General features: G+C 51.7%; 14 protein-coding genes. 3 read left to right on the top strand and 11 right to left on the bottom strand.

The window, feature by feature from the left end:
* Positions 1-62: 62 nt before the first annotated feature.
* From BCV73_RS11815 to BCV73_RS11795, 5 genes are all read right to left on the bottom strand, one after another.
* Complete coding sequence (locus BCV73_RS11815; RefSeq protein WP_089547240.1) at positions 63-1,571, bottom strand: ABC transporter substrate-binding protein; 1,509 nt, start codon at positions 1,569-1,571, stop codon at positions 63-65.
* A 39-nt stretch (positions 1,572-1,610) separates the two neighbouring features.
* Positions 1,611-2,495: a carbohydrate ABC transporter permease gene (locus tag BCV73_RS11810; RefSeq protein WP_089547239.1), complete on the bottom strand. Its 885-nt coding sequence runs from the start codon at positions 2,493-2,495 to the stop codon at positions 1,611-1,613.
* A 15-nt stretch (positions 2,496-2,510) separates the two neighbouring features.
* Entirely contained in the window at positions 2,511-3,545 is a 1,035-nt protein-coding gene (locus tag BCV73_RS11805) for an ABC transporter permease (RefSeq protein WP_076165735.1), read from the bottom strand.
* 221 nt (positions 3,546-3,766) lie between these two features.
* Positions 3,767-6,076 carry a helix-turn-helix domain-containing protein gene (locus tag BCV73_RS11800; RefSeq protein ID WP_089547238.1) on the bottom strand — a complete coding sequence of 770 codons (2,310 nt, stop codon included), beginning with the start codon at positions 6,074-6,076 and terminating at the stop codon, positions 3,767-3,769.
* Between the two features lie 62 nt (positions 6,077-6,138).
* A complete protein-coding gene (locus tag BCV73_RS11795) occupies positions 6,139-6,900 on the bottom strand; it encodes an SGNH/GDSL hydrolase family protein (RefSeq protein WP_089547237.1) in 762 nt (253 codons plus the stop codon).
* Positions 6,901-7,033: 133 nt separating this feature from the next.
* Here BCV73_RS11795 and BCV73_RS11790 point away from each other — a divergent pair, with 133 nt between their 5' ends.
* Positions 7,034-7,900 carry a helix-turn-helix domain-containing protein gene (locus tag BCV73_RS11790; RefSeq protein WP_179231970.1) on the top strand — a complete coding sequence of 289 codons (867 nt, stop codon included), beginning with the start codon at positions 7,034-7,036 and terminating at the stop codon, positions 7,898-7,900.
* An 85-nt stretch (positions 7,901-7,985) separates the two neighbouring features.
* Here the strand turns inward: BCV73_RS11790 and BCV73_RS11785 are convergent, their stop codons facing one another.
* From BCV73_RS11785 to BCV73_RS11765, 5 genes are all read right to left on the bottom strand, one after another.
* Positions 7,986-8,369 carry a YkvA family protein gene (locus tag BCV73_RS11785; RefSeq protein ID WP_076165743.1) on the bottom strand — a complete coding sequence of 128 codons (384 nt, stop codon included), beginning with the start codon at positions 8,367-8,369 and terminating at the stop codon, positions 7,986-7,988.
* Between the two features lie 285 nt (positions 8,370-8,654).
* Positions 8,655-9,767 carry a nucleotidyltransferase domain-containing protein gene (locus BCV73_RS11780; protein ID WP_089547235.1) on the bottom strand — a complete coding sequence of 371 codons (1,113 nt, stop codon included), beginning with the start codon at positions 9,765-9,767 and terminating at the stop codon, positions 8,655-8,657.
* 100 nt (positions 9,768-9,867) lie between these two features.
* Positions 9,868-10,245 (bottom strand): VOC family protein, encoded by a 378-nt coding sequence (locus tag BCV73_RS11775; RefSeq protein WP_089547234.1) that lies wholly within the window; start codon positions 10,243-10,245, stop codon positions 9,868-9,870.
* A gap of 178 nt (positions 10,246-10,423) precedes the next feature.
* Entirely contained in the window at positions 10,424-11,656 is a 1,233-nt protein-coding gene (locus BCV73_RS11770) for an RICIN domain-containing protein (RefSeq protein ID WP_089547233.1), read from the bottom strand.
* Between the two features lie 253 nt (positions 11,657-11,909).
* On the bottom strand, positions 11,910-12,185 hold the full coding sequence (locus BCV73_RS11765; RefSeq protein WP_089547232.1) for a hypothetical protein: 276 nt from the start codon (positions 12,183-12,185) through the stop codon (positions 11,910-11,912).
* A gap of 163 nt (positions 12,186-12,348) precedes the next feature.
* Between BCV73_RS11765 and pdxR the strand changes: the two genes are divergently transcribed.
* Positions 12,349-13,785 (top strand): MocR-like pyridoxine biosynthesis transcription factor PdxR, encoded by a 1,437-nt coding sequence (gene pdxR / locus BCV73_RS11760; protein WP_089547231.1) that lies wholly within the window; start codon positions 12,349-12,351, stop codon positions 13,783-13,785.
* A 48-nt stretch (positions 13,786-13,833) separates the two neighbouring features.
* On the opposite strand, the gene BCV73_RS11755 is transcribed toward pdxR, so the two are convergent.
* The gene (locus BCV73_RS11755; protein ID WP_089547230.1) at positions 13,834-14,760 is read right to left on the bottom strand and encodes a VanW family protein; all 927 of its coding nucleotides are present in this window, start codon (positions 14,758-14,760) and stop codon (positions 13,834-13,836) included.
* A gap of 184 nt (positions 14,761-14,944) precedes the next feature.
* On the opposite strand from BCV73_RS11755, the gene BCV73_RS11750 reads away from it, so the two are divergent.
* Positions 14,945-15,391 (top strand): MarR family winged helix-turn-helix transcriptional regulator, encoded by a 447-nt coding sequence (locus BCV73_RS11750; protein WP_089547229.1) that lies wholly within the window; start codon positions 14,945-14,947, stop codon positions 15,389-15,391.
* Positions 15,392-15,410 lie beyond the last annotated feature (19 nt).

Genomic DNA, 15,410 nt, shown 5'->3' with positions numbered 1-15,410 from the left:
ACAGCAGGTTTCTCCCCGTTATCCGTGCGCCGCTTGCGCTTCTCTGCCTTTAAATGAACTTCTTACTTTTTCAACCCCTTGTCTTTCAGGAATTGTTCAAACTGTTTCTTCACCTCCTCCACATACTTATCCTCGCCCGCTTCCTTCAGCTTGCCGTAAAGCACCGGCCAGGTTTCGTCAAAATCAAGCGTCCCGGTCACAAGTCCGCGTTTGTATTCGCCCCATACCGCGTTCAGGTTGGCGATCTCCGTGCTGACCGGCTCCGAATTGAATTTGAACGCCCCGACCGGATTGATTTCGGCTGTTTCGTTGATCTTTTTCGTTTCCTCCCAGACGTTCTCCGGCTGGCCTTCCTTCAGATAAGAATTGAATACGCTGCCGAACACCCAGTCCATATTCGGTTTATATCGGGAATCCGGGAGTGCGCTAATGTATTCGCCGGACTGCTTCTCGTAATGAACGCCTTCCAGGCCGTTGCAGAGCAGATTGTACAGCTCCTTGTCGGTGTTCACGAGATTCAGCAGCATCATGGCCCGGTCCGGATTCGGCGAAGTGCGGCTGATCGATTGGTTGGTGGTCGCCGAATAACCGTTGGAGAACCAGTTGCTGAGCGGGATGATGACCACATCGTGTCCGCCGTTTCTCGCCTTGACTTCAGCTTCGACGCCCGGTTTCAGGACGATATGATAATCCACCGCGATCTTGCCTTTGAAGTCGCCCGATTTCACGGTCGCCGCATCCTTGTAAATGTAACCTTCCTTGTACCATTTGCTGGCCAGGCGGAAATTGTTCAGTTCTTCTTCCGGATAACGTTGAAGCGTATAGGTCGGGTCATCCGTCTTGATGTAGAAGTGGTCATCGAGCCCCGGCACGATCCAATATTTGTCGTCATGCACCTGCGGATTGATAAAATCAGTGCCGAAGATACCGAACGGGATCATATCCGGTTCGTTGTCCTTGATCTGCTTCAGGAACGGTTCAATGTCCTCGATCTTTTTAATCTTCGTGGTGTCCAGTTTATACTTGTCGGCAAGCTCCTTCAGCACGATAAATCCGTAGCGGGAACCGTTGATCTGCTGGTTGGGGATGCCGTAAATTTTGCCGTCGACGGACAGGCCGTCCCACATCACCTGCGGCACATCGGATTTCAGCTCCGGCGCGTATTGATTCAGCAGATCGTCAAGCGGCTGTATGGCTCCTTTGCGTACCAGCTCCTCCGGCTTCAGCATATAGCCGGTCCAGAGAATGTCGAACTTCTCGCCTGCTGCCAGCACGGTGTTCATTTTTTGCACGTAGTCGCCGATAGAAACCGGCATCAGCTTGACGGTAGCGTTGATCTTTTCTTTGACGATTTTGTTGACTTCGTCCTGCACTTTCTGCTGATCGGGCTGGAGCTGGGACAGCGGATAATACCAGGTCAGCTCGACGGGTTTCAATCCGCTTTCGTTCTTCACATCCGTTGATCCGGCCGATTCTCCGCCGCCGTCCGCGCTTTTTCCTCCGCCGCATCCGGCAAGGACGGTCGCGGCCAGCAGGATAAACGCCAGCACGCCAAACCACTTTTTCTTCATCTGTGTGACCTCCTGTTTTTATAATTGCTTGAGTGTATGTTAACCCTTGAGGGAGCCAACCGTAAGCCCTTTCACAAAAAACCGCTGGAAGAACGGGAAGATGATCAGCATCGGTCCACCGGCCAGCACGGCGATCGCCATCCGGGCGGAATTGTTCGGGAAGCTCGCCAGGTCGATACCCAGCTGCGTCGCAAACTCGGTATTCGTCGTGAGAAATTCAATGCTGTTCAGCGTCCGGACCAGCAGCAGCTGCAGCGGCACCTTGCCCGGATCGTCGATGTACAGCATCGCGTTAAACCAGTCGTTCCAATAGGAGAACGAGATCAGCAGGCCCAATGTAGCCAATGCTGGCGTGGACAAAGGGAGAATGATGCGGAAGAAAATCCGGAATTCCCTCGCCCCATCCATTTTCGCCGATTCGATGATCTCAAGCGGTATCTTGGACATGAACCCTTTCATGACCATGATGTTGAACGGCGACAGCAGCACCGGCAAAATGAGTGCGAGCAGGCTGTCTTTGAGATGCAGGTACTGGGTCATTAGAATATAGGAAGGAACGAGTCCTCCGCTGAACAGCATCGTGAAAAATACGTAAAAGGTCGTCATCCGGTTGTAACGATAATCCGGCCGGGAAATGACGTAAGCGGTCATCGCGGTCAGCAGCAGTCCGACGAGCGATCCGATCACCGTGACGGTGATCGTAACCCCGTATGCCTGGATCATCACGTCCGGGGCATCCAGCAGATAGCGGTACGCCTCCAGGCTGAACGATTTGGGGATGAATTGATAGCCGTCCCGGGACAATGCCTTCTCATCCGTAAGCGATACGGCGATTACGAGCAGAAACGGCAGCACGACTAAGACGGACAGGATGATAAACAACAGGTTGATTAATACTTTCGACAGTTCCAATGTTTTTGTCACCTTTACGTCACCTCCTTACCATAAAGAATGGTCGGGATTGATTTTGCGCACAATGCCGTTAGCCAGCAGTACCAGTACGAAACCGACAACCGATTGGTAAAAGCCCGTTGCCGCCGACATGCTCACGTTCCCGATTTCCCGCAGCGCGCGGTACACGTAAGTATCGATAATATCGGTGGATCCATACAGGAAACCTGAGTTGTTCGGAATGAAGTAGTGCAGGCCGAAATCACCGCGGAACATGTTGCCGATGGACAAAATCAGCAGTATGATGACGAGCGGCGACAGCAGCGGAATGGTGATCTTGCGGGCCATCTGCCACTTGGTCGCCCCGTCGATCCGCGCCGCTTCGTAATATTCTCCGTTGATCCCCAAAATTCCCGCGAAATAGATGAGCGTATTGAAACCTACGGCCTTCCATAAATGAACCAGAATGAGAATGACCGGCCATGGCGCCGCGTTCTGATACCAGCTGACCGGATCCATCCCAAACGCTTGCAGCGTCCGGTTGATCAGCCCGTCCGCATGGTTCAAAAAAGCATACGCGACGTAACCGACCAGAACCCAGGACAGGAAATGCGGCAGAAACAAGGCGGTCTGATAGAACTTGCTCCATTTCTGCTTGATTTCGTTCATCAGGATCGCAAGCAGCAGTGCAGCCACGGTGGTCACCAAGATGTAGGCGGCATTGTACAGCACCGTGTTGCGCGTAATCCGCCAAGCCGTATCAGTAGAAAACAAATACCGGAAATTATCGAGTCCCACCCATTTGCTGCCGAAGATGCCCAGATCGTACCGATAATTTTTGAAGGCGATGATGAGCCCCACCATCGGAATATAGGCGAATATCAGCTTATACAATATTCCCGGCAATGAGAGCAGGAACAGCTCCCGGTTGTTACGGAAATGGCGCAGCTCCTTCCGGATGATCGATTTTTGCTTGCGCTGCTTTGGCGGCACGTCCGGCGAGGGTAGCAATCCGGTTTGTCCAGGTTCTGGCGCCACCCGTCTGTTTTCTGCGTCACCCGCCAGAGAAACCTTATTCAACATATCGTAAGCCCCTTTCCTCCTTTGCGCTCTGCCTGGTGTCAGGCTTTGCACGTCTAACGATAACGTAAAACCCTTGCTGCTGCGTACTGTACAATTGCAGGATCACTGTACTGGCGGGCTGTATAGATGCCGGATTCCTGTATTTACAGGCCTGCAGCCGCTCTTGGACATGCAAAAGACCCGCCAGGGAAACGGTTCTCCCGTGCGGGTCTTTATCAGGTTCATATGCTTCTCTCTATGGCTGATTTCAGGCGGTACTCCTTGGGTGTGGTTCCGTATCGGCGTTTGAACAAGCGGTAAAAATAGCTTTCGTTGCCGAAGCCCACCTTTTCCATAATTTCCGCTACGGTCAGCTCCTGCTGCTCCAAATACGTTCGGGCACGAGCCAGGCGGGTGGCATTAATCTGATCGACGACCGTCGTCCCTTCCTGTGCCTTGAACACCTGCCCGATGTAAACCGAGCTCATCTTCAGCATGTCGGCGATCCGCTGCACGTTGAGATCCGGATCGGCAAAATGCTTGTCGATGATTTCTTTCACGGTATCGGCAAGCAGCCTGTTTTTGTCTTCACGCCCGTTCCGCCGCTGTTCGAATACCTCGCGGACGACCTCGAGCAGCACCGTCTCGATTTCATCCAACGTTTCTTTCTCGAGAATGCGCCGGTTGATGGCCTGAACGTTGACCGATACCGGGTTCAAATTGTGATGGTTCATCTCTCCCAGCGTATTGCTGAGCGTCACTGCTAGATGCAGCAGCGCGGAGTACATATTCTCGAAGCTGAATCCGCCGATCAGCTCTCTCCAGCTCCGGATCGCCTGCTCCGTCTCTTCCAGATCGCCGCTCTTTAATCCTTCCGTCAGGCGCCGCTCCAATTCCTGTGGAATGCGGAACGTATCGTTTGCCTCGCAGCTTCGGACCCGTTCCGGCTCTAGCACCGCACCTTTGCCAAAAACCATGCGGTAATTGGCGTGGCGGACAGCCAGGTTATAATGCGCCGTGATTTCGCGGTAGTCTTCAAACGGGTCGCTAAGCGTTACCGTGAAGGTAACCCGATAATATTGAAGGATGGTGTGCTGAAGCTCCCGAAAGCGGTCGGCAAGCATGGCAAGATCCCTGGATTCGCCGCCGACGATAAAGACGAGATGCCCGCTTTTCATATCTGCGGCTTCGCAGGATCCGTGTTTGTGGAGCAGTTCCTGGCCAATATTGGCTATGGCGAAATACAGCAGCGATTCGGCTTGCGATCCCTGGCCGCGGGCAAGGCTCTGTACGTCGTCAATCTGGACCAGAGCCAGCCGGAGTCTTGATGGATACGCGATATCGAGCCCGTACTGCTCCCTGATCCGCCGAAACTCCAGTTCATGTACGCCTTCGCTGAGACCGATCAGGCTGCGCAGGTGATAGACCTTGGCGATGTTCCACTGGGATGCCCTCTCCTGCTCGAGCCCTTTCAGCTTTCCGATCATTTCCGTAACGTTGGCGGCAATGACCGACAGCTCATCCTTCGCAGGGGGAGCATCGCGCCGCTGCGGCGGAACGAGCGTCAGGAGCTGCCCGACCGGTTTATACAGCCGAAGCGAAAAAAACACGGACAGCAGCACAGCCAGGACCGCAACGGACAGCGTCACGGCCATCTCCGTCCATTTCATCTGCCGGACGCTGCCGAGCACGTCGTTATAATTCTGGAGGCTGACGATTTGCCAGTTGTTCAGTCCTTTGCTCAAATACGTCACCTTGTATTTATGCGAACCGTGCTTATAGATAAAAGAATCCAGCGTACTCCCGGTAGATTGGATTCGCGGAAGCAAATCCTTTTTGACGCTCAGCCCCTCCGGCAGCGACCGGTCGTTGGAGATCAGCATGCGCCCGTCACTGTCAGTCACGAACAGCATGTCGTTCTCCCGCTCCGCGACACGATTAAGCGCTTTCACGTTATCCAGCATCCATCCCGGCTTGACGGTCAAAATCAGGACATTATCATTTACGGAACCTAAGGACGGTCCGTCATAAATGAAGAAAGCGAATACGTCGATCCCTTCATTTCCGCCGTCCAGATCCATCGGAATCAACTGGAGCTTAGGCAGGTCGCTGCGGGACGACATATAATCCCCCAGCCTTTGATACAGCAGCCTGTTGTCCATATCATGGTTGAGCGATGAGAAAAACCGGTGCTGCGCCCCGTTGTAAAAGACAGCAGCGTGGAGATATGGAGACGCTGCGACGGTCTGATTCAGGCGCTCGATCTTCAGAATGCTCTGCTTGTAATCCGCTCCGGATTTCAGTGCAATCAGCTCTTCGTCGTTGTACAAGGATACCGCCAGGTCCTTGACGATGCCGTTCATGTTTTCGATGTTATAGTTGATTTGAGTCAGCAGCTTGCGGTCGGCTTCGTTCTGAAGGCCGAGCACTTTGTCGCGTGCGAAGGCGTTCATAAATAGGGAGGCCACCGCCAGCGTGGCGACTACGAGCATAAAGCTGAGCAAGATCCGCTGTAAATATTTCCGCGTTCGCAGCATTTGCAGCAAGTTCATCGTACCTCTCTCCCTCCCAATTGTTGGAGTGACCTAACTATAATCCGGTTGATTTTTAGGTGTCAATCCGTTTCTTCCGCAAGCGATTTCGAAATCGCATCCACATCGGGAGTAACACCGGGGGCCTCGCCGAACATTTCCTTGAGAAGCGTACGCGCCATAACCCAGTGCCCGGCACGGTTCGGATGAATACCGTCCCCCGAACGATAAGCAGGATCCAGTGCTCTGTGTTCCTTTATATGGTCCAGCAGCGGACTGCGCAAGTCGATGATCTGGTCGGCCAAATCACCCGCTGACAGAAGCCATGCGGAATATTGCTCGAGGACGCGGTCATATTCCTGGAATGGTGCGAGATAGCTGAAATCCGGTGCGCTTTCGGGCAGAAGCTCGGCGTTCATTGAGAGTGGGTCAAACGGCGGCGGCGTCATGAGCACCACCTTGGCTCCAGCCCCTCTGCTGCGTTCAACTAGACGAAATACCCCCTCTTGATAGGCAGCAAAACGATCCTCGGAGTAAGGATGGTAAATCCCGTCGTTCATACCGTAACAGGCGGCCACGATCCCGGGCGATACCGTATCCAGCGCGTTCCGAAGCCGATCGTGCACGCAAGGGCGCGGAAACGGGTGTGCCGCCTCACTGAGTCCCGATACAGTTTCGCTGGGCACACCGCATGAAACCAGCTTTATCTCCATCGTAGGCCGGTGCTGACGGAGCCAAGCTTCGGTATACCGGATATAATGACCGCTGGCCGTAATGCTGTCCCCCAGAAAAAGGATAACCGGCTTCACGGGCTGATTCGTCCTTTCATTCCACCATAAATCCATAGGTACCTCCCCATTGACATTCTATAAGCCGATGACATTTCGATTTGCCATGCGTCGGCCCGTAAACTTAATGGTAGCGCGGTACGCCGTTCTTCGCCTTGACGATGCCGACATTGTTTAGCATAATATGGACATGATGACCAGACTGTTTGCCACGGACATCGGACTCGAACCGGGATTTACGTTCCGCATCCAGAAATGTCCGCTAACGCACGAATATTTTGTACATAGCCACGATTTTTCCGAACTCGTCGTCATTTTGCAGGGCAGCGCCATTCATATCATTGAAGGGAGGGAATACTCCGTTACAGCCGGCCAGGTATTCTTGATTCACAGCGGCGTATCCCATGGATACAAAAACGTCGACGGGATTGAATACATCAACGTCATGTTCCAACCCGAGCAGCTTCTGCAGCTGTCCGAGCTTAGGCTGCTTCCGGGCTTCCAAGCGCTCTTCTACATCGAACCATTTTACCGCAAGGAAATGAACTTCAAGGGCATGCTTACGCTGAACGAAGCGCAGCTGCAGGAAGCGACAAAGCTGCTTGACCTGATTTTAACCGAGTATGAGCTGCAGCCGCAGGGCTATCGTCTGATGATTCGCTCTTATTTTACCGCTCTCGTCGGCCTGCTCTCCCGGTATTATCAGATCGGTAGCGGACATGAAGACAACAAGGCGCTGCGGATCGGTGAAGCCGTCACTTACATTGAAGAACATTTTCTCCAGCCGATCACCCTGCAAGCGATGGCCGACAAAGCCTATCTCTCCACCCGCCAGTTTCAGCGCGTCTTTACGCGCAACTATCACACCACACCGATGGATTACGTCATACGCAAGCGTCTGGACTATTCCTGCACGCTGCTTCGCTATCCAAACCTGTCCATTTCCCAGGTAGCGCTCGAAAGCGGCTTTCGGGACCAGAACTATTACGCCCGCCAGTTCCGCAAGGTGTACAACTGTACGCCATCCGAGTATCGGGAGAAGCTGCGGGATTCATAAATACGGGGGAAAGGCCATGGTTTAAGCAGGCCGATTGGGCGGGCGATCCGAATCCAGCCGAAAGGCCCTGCTGTGAATCAGCGGGTTACTTCAAACGGTTGTACAGGTAAGTTAATACCGCTGCCAGTACAGCAGCCCATAACAAAATAATCAGGACACCCGCAGCCCAATTCACCGGTTTCCCTTGGTTCATGCGAGCATCCGCTTTCTTTTTGGCATCCTCAATGACCTCACCAGGCATCATTTTTATAGCAGCCAATACTCCCAGCGGTATCAAAACCAAATCGTCCGCATAGCCAATGACGGGTATGAAGTCCGGTATTAAATCTATGGGGCTGAATGCATAGGCAACGACGCACATGGAAAACAACTTTGCATACCACGGCGAACGTTTGTCCCGATAAGCATAATAGAGTACAAATACCTGCCTTTTTAATTGTTTGGCCCAAGCTTTCAGCTGTTCCATCATGTCTTCCATTCTCCCCTTGGCTTGTTATGGCTCATTGTATGATCTTCATATTAACTTGCTGCAAGACTTGCCTTATGTATTCTTCGCCGCCTTAAACTGACAAACCTTCCTGCACTTATTTACGATTCGACACGATGAGAAGGAGACTCTCAGCAGCAGCAGCCGTCCTCTATGCTATCATCATTTCCAGTCATACGAATTGGAATCACTGCGGGATATGTAAGTTATATTTTCGTGATCATGGGCACCTGCGGAATATGGACATGAAGCATTCAGCCTCAGCGATCAACGCAGCGACAGCAGGAAATCGCTGAATTCTTCGGCGTTCCGAAACCGGTTGATTTGTACTCCGCGGCTCTGAAGATGCTGCTCCAGCTGCGAATCAAGCTGTTCAACCGCCACTTTCAGGGGGATGAAATCTTCCTGATTCAGTATTCCGATTACATCTGAAAAGCCAAGCTCCTTATACAAGGTTAACTCTTCCTCCCCGGCGCACAAAGGCGACGGCCAATACCCTTTCTCGGTGAAATAGAGAAAACGGGATACTTCTTTCTGCACGCCGACCGCCCAGAAATAGGCTGTATGGTAGTCGCTTGATTCACAAGCGCTCACCACCTTATCCATAATTCCTTTTACTTCTTCATAGAAGCCCTTCATCCGGCCAGGATAATCTGGACCGCTGACGTCTTTCTCTTTCTGCTGCAAAATGAGACGAAGCGTATCCTTGGTCAATCGTTCGCAGGCTTCCCGGATTTGAAATCCCGAACAGGAAGACAGAATCGTCTCCATCGTCTGCTCCAATGTGTCCGGTTGTATAGGGAAGTTTCGGATTTGCTCCCTGTTTTTGCCCCAGCCTTTGGTGTAGTATGTATGATTAATTAATGAAAGGCTCTCAAGGTTTAAGATCAGGATCTCTTGGGCTTCATAGCGAAAAGAAACCAGATCATCCATAGAGCTCATTTTGCTTAAGTTGTAAAGGTGTATATAAGCTTCTTTCAGCCTCGATTCGGCTTTATGGAGCCATTCCAAGCGTGCCCGGGCTTGGTCAGCAATTTTGCTGCGAAGCTGGAGAAACCGCCCATGATCTTCTTCGGACCGCACATACAGTAGCTTGCAATCCGCGATGATCGATACATTCAGTTCTTCGAAAGCGGCGATTCTCTCCGCACGTTCCCAGCTGATCGGCCAAAAATCAAAGCTGATCCCGTTCACTACAAACTGCAAACTATGACGGAAACCTTCCGCGTTCGCCGGTATAAAGAAAAAATCGAGATCGGAACGCTCCGTCGCCGTTCCTTGCGCGCGTGATCCATAATATCCGATCAGAGAGACGTCGTCTGGAAAATTCGTTGAGATATGTTGGACCATAAGCTCGGCTACTTCAAATGGATTGAACATCTGAAATCCTCCTTGTTCAGGGCTTGCGTTGCATACTCCCTTCTTGCGAAAAGAGCGACGGATCGTTACCATCGCCCCTTCTTCCGCCCGTGAGCGGCCGTTATTTTTTTTCCATGACCGCAAAGTAATTCGCTTCGTCATCCGCAAAGTTAAACACCCTGCCGGTAGGCAGCTCAACGATTTCACCGACGGTGATCTGTTTATCGGTCAAATCGCGATACAACGCATCCACGTCCTCTGTGAAAAACATTAAAGAAGGCGTGCCGAGATTTAAGTCCTCGGACATCTTCGCGACAGCCTCTTTATCATGCAGTACGATGCTGGAACCTGCATCCTTGGCCGGGGCGACTTCGATCCATCTCATGTGTTCATTGTTTTCTTCAGAAATGACACGAAAACCTAATTTCTCCGTCCAAAATTGTACCGCCTGATCCTGGTTGTTGACGTACAGCATCACTTGACCGAGCTTGTTGATCATTTGCCGTAACTCTCCTTTAATTTGAAAATAGTATATGACAGTTCATTCATGGTCTTCTCAAATTATAGCACGCCCAGCCACCGGAGTTTCTCGTCGATTGCCAAGACCTTAGCATTTGTTCCGCTTCAGACTCGTATACACAAACAAGCAGCCCATATGTGGACTGCTTGTTTGTGCCTTAATTGATTTTGGTCAAGGCCCATTTCTGGGCGTCCGTTCCGTTATCCGTCCACTGCTGAACGGCCGCGCCATCCGCCGTGGATGAACCGGACACGTCAACGACAAGTCCGTTTGCTTTGGAGACCAGCTTATAATACCCTCCGCCTACGTCGACAATGCTCCACCTTTGCGCGTTCGTCCCGTTATCATCCCACTGCTGCAGCTGGACGCCGGCTGCTGTAGACGAATTCGGCACATCCAATACTTTGCCGCTGTGCACGGCAGTAAGCTTGTAATAGCCATCACCCGTGCTTTCGATCCGGAATTGCTGGTTGGTGGCGGTATAATTCGTCCACTGCTGGATTTTGGCTCCGCTGGCCATGGACACGTCAATGACATCCATAACTTTTCCGCTCGCCTTGGAGGCCAATGTATAAACTCCGTCGCTGATTGCGCTGGACTGGCCATTGTCCTGATATACACGGACGTAGTCCACGAGCATTTGAGCTGGAAACGGCGTCGAATCGTTCGGAGCCCCCGGCCAGTTGCCGCCGACCGCCAAGTTCAGGAGCAGGAAGAACGGCCGCTGAAATTCCTCGGTATTTCCGGTGCCATTCTCAATATAAAATTCATTGAACTGCTGTCCGTCAACGAACCAGCGGATATACTTCGAATCCCATTCGACACTGTACACATGGTATTGGGAAAAATCGAGGTTGCCCGAAACTCTTCCGTATTCCGCATGCCCTCCCGCATCCCAGTGAACCGTGCCGTTAACATAAGGGTTGTTATTAACCCGCTCCATGATGTCCGTTTCCCCGCTGTACGGCCATCCGACCGTGCTGATGTTGCTGCCCAGCATCCAGAACGCCGGCCACAGCCCTTGTCCGGAAGGCAGCTTGATCCTAGCCTCTATTTTGCCATAGGTAAAGGATTTCAGGTTTTGCGTTTTAATACGTGCCGAAGTATAGTTCATTCCGCCGTATGATTCTTTTCTCGCCGTAATCACCAGATTTCCTCCGGTAACCTGCAAATTCTGCGACCGGTCCGTATAGTATTGAAGCTCGTTGTTTCCCCATCCGCCGCTGCCCGTGCCGATCTCCGGAGTCCAATTGGAACGGTTCAGCGCGGTTCCGTCAAATTCATCGCTCCACACCAGCTTCCAGTTTGGAGCCGCACTCACCTGTTTGACAGGAAATAAAGCAATCAAAAGACTGACCATGATGATTCCGCATAATCCTTTTTTCAGCATCTTGTTCCCTCCTCATCAAATTGGGAAAACGTCACAGACACTATAAGGAAAATCAGACCTGCATCATTAAAGAGCCCGCCTTTGGGTCGTTAATCACCTCGCTTTATGCATGGAATGGGACAGCGGCAGGGAAATCTAGAAGTCTCAATCTACTAAAGCAAGCGCTTACATTGCTAGTATAGCCGGTTTGGATAACATTAACAACCTTTATTTATATTTATTTACAATTAATTCATCATTTACCTCTCTTTATTCACTTGATCAAAATCACAATCATGATAGCTGCCGCAACGATGCTAATTAAGTAAAAGCCTAGAAGCCTAAACCATTTTTTGCCCGTATCCTGGAAGTATTGCGGATTTTGTTCTTTATTGCTTTGGGATTGTCCAATTCTCATCGTTGCGAAGAGTCCCCATATTAATACGATCACGGCAAAAACCATCAGCCAGACCATGCTGTTCACCCGCCCGTCAAGTAGATTTGTTGCAGCTTTATTATAATCACCATCGGACGTGAACACACCAGCCATTGCAATCGTTCCCTGACCATCCATTTCACTAAATGAAACGGGCCGTGTTCATGAAAACGCAAAACTTTCAGTGAGAAAAAGACGGAAATCGTTAAGCGAATAAGATATATTGGAAAGGATGATAAAAATGTGTCGTAATTGTTGTTCGAGGAAGTGAAAACGTATGTGGGGTCTTGACCGAGAAAGTAAAAAACCATTATATCAGCAAATCGCCGACCACATCGAGCGGCGAATTTCGTTTGGGGAATTTCCGCCCGGCAGCCTGCTCCCTTCAGAAAGGAAATTGGCTGAGCAGATCGGTGTAAACCGGAGCACGGTCGTACAAGCTTTTGCGGAACTCCGTTCGCTCGGGATCATCGAAAGCCGTTCCGGCAGCGGAACTCGGGTGAGTCAATTTAAGTGGGGTGCTTCGCCGAAACACACACCAAACTGGAACAGGTATGCCGAAGGCGGGAGCTTTCTTCCGAACCTTCCGTTTCTCCGGAGAATTCGGGAAGCTCTGAGCCAGGATCCCTCCCTGGTGGATTTTGCAAGTGGAGAACTTGCGGCCGACCTGGCCCCGACAAGCGAAATCAGCGAAATCATGAGCAGCCATCAGTACGCATCGTATTTGGGATACGACAACCCGCAGGGATATATCCCGCTCCGGCAAGCTCTGGTTCGATATTTGGCCGAATACCGCGGGCTTCAGGCGACGGAATCATCCATCCTGATTACATCCGGGTCTCAGCAGTCCTTATTTTTAATTACGCAATGCCTGCTGTCCCCTGGCGACGCCGTTGCTATAGAGGATCCATCCTATTATTATTCGCTGCCGATGTTCCAGTCGGCGGGACTGCGGATCTTCCGGCTCCCCGTAGATCAGGACGGCATGAGGCCGGAAGAAATTCGTGGACTGTACAAAAAACACCGCATCAAGATGATATTTACGAATCCGAATTTTCAAAATCCTACCGGTACGCTGCTTGCCGACGAACGGCGTCACCAGCTCCTTCAAACCGCAAGCGAGCTCGGACTGCCGATCATCGAAGACGATCCTTACAGCCTAACCGATTACGAAGGCTTACCACGCATGCCTTTAAAATCAATAGATACGTCCGGCTCTGTCATTTACATCGGATCCTTCTCCAAAATCGCCGCTTCGGGACTGCGGATCGGTTGGATGGTTGCTCCGAATTCCGTCGTGCTGAGACTGGCGGATGCCAGGCAGCAGATGGATTTTGGACTTAGCGTTATTCCCCAGCAGGTGGCGGCGCAGTTTTTGGAATCGGACTTTTTTGAGCCTCATCTCGGCCGCCTGCGGACAAATCTGATGTATAAGCGCGATCTTCTGATCGAAGCGCTGCGGAAGGAACTGCCGGGGGAGATTCAATTCCATATTCCCAGAGGGGGGCATCATTTGTGGTGCAAGCTGTCCGAGCCAGTCAATGACGCAAAGCTGCTGGAAGCAGCGATCCGGAACGGCGTCGTATTCGTGCCTGGCAGCGTGTACGGTTCGGATGCCGGATTCGTCCGGTTTACGTTCGCGCGTGCAAAATCGGAATGCATTGGACAAGGCATCGCCGGATTTGCCCGTGCGCTGCACAGCTTAAGGAATTAATTTGTTCCTTGTTTGGACTGTGAAAGCTGCTTCAAGCAAGGCTGTGGTCTAATTTTTCTTATGATGGCCGGGGCTTTGGCTTGCGGTGATGTCGCGCACCTCTTCCGGCAGTTGATGAGATATGCTGGGGACCTTTTTCGGGAAGTATTCGATCACGTCAGACGACAAAATGGACACAGCCATGCTGCCGCCGCCCGCAAACGCGCGAAGAAGGACCGGCTGGTTGTACGCGTTATCAAAAACAAAATCCGGTCCGCCCCAGCTTACGGTTGCATCTCTGCCCGATGGCACATAGGGAACGTGACGGCTGTGGGAATATCGCTGCACGATCTTCAGCCCTGCGCGATCGGCGGCATTAAACAAGGTGGAGGATACCTGACAGATGCCGCCTCCTACGCCTTCAGATAATTCACCCCGCACAATGACGGCAGCCCGGCGGTATCCTCTGCCGGTCGTTCGTATGCCGACCACCCGATTAAAAGAGAACCGTTCACCAGGAAAGATGACCGTACCGTCAATCGCTTCGGCCGCCAGAGCAATATTATGCGAGCGGTCTCGGTTGCCGGAGTTGTAGTAAGTAATATAATAACCGATTTGCTTCGAACGCAAAGACGCGAGCAGTTCCGTATCGACCTTCGGATATACCGGGTACGTCGGAACCTCAATCGTGGCCGGCGCGTTCGTTTCGTACAGATACGCATAATATTTCATTAAAAAAGCCCTGCGGTCGAGCTTGTATCCGTTCTTCCCCTCGACAATGCGCCCCCCGGCGTCAAAACTGGCGTTGTGCGCTTCCTTATAGGTTTTCCGGTCCAGTTCGTTGACCCACGCATTATATTGTTCCTTGTCCAGTAAAGGAAACACCCCTAAGCTGTGCGCGTCGCGATTGAGCACGGAGATGGTTTTTCCTTCATGGGTGACCGTAAGCTTGTCCTGTGCCTGTTCTTGATCTGCGGTCGGATTATGCAGCAGCATGAACAGGAGGCATGCCGCGGATGTCCATCTCAAGCCTCATCACTCGTTTCATCTTGGTGTTTGGAGCAGATCCTGCTTTCATCCTGCTATTATGATGCGATTCCACAAAAATCATTCACCTCCAATTCTCATCTATTCCCAATTTATATTAGACATTTATATAAGTTTCTAATATATTAGTGACATGAAACCTAAACATCTATCCAAAGAATTGGATGTCGCCGATTTTGTTCAAGTGATTGAAAATCTGACCCGGATTAATATTCGACTGCCGTCCATTGAAAAGCTCAGCTTCACCGCCCTGTCGGTCCTGCACACGCTAACCCACAACAGTCCGATGCGCCTGACAGAACTGACTGCCACGGAGCAGGTAACCCAGTCGGCGATCACGCAAATTGTAATCAAACTGGAGAGGGACGGGCTCGTGGAACGAAGATCCGATCCGCATGACGGCCGCGCTGTTCTCGTGCATATTACCCCCCAGGGAGCTAACGTGATCGATTCCCGGCGCCTGGAACGGATCGGTCGGATTGCCGGTTTTGCGGAACATCTCACGGCAGAACAAAGACAGGCGATAGCTGACGCCATCCCGGCATTGAGACGGCTGGTCGAAATTGCTGGCGAAGCTTAGCGGATTTTTCTCGCTTGAA

This window comes from Paenibacillus sp. SSG-1 (assembly GCF_002224835.1).
Classification (GTDB): Bacteria; Bacillota; Bacilli; order Paenibacillales; family Paenibacillaceae; genus Paenibacillus_AQ; species Paenibacillus_AQ favisporus.
Note: the sequence above shows the minus strand (reverse complement) of the source record. Positions and strands in the feature narration are given on the sequence as shown.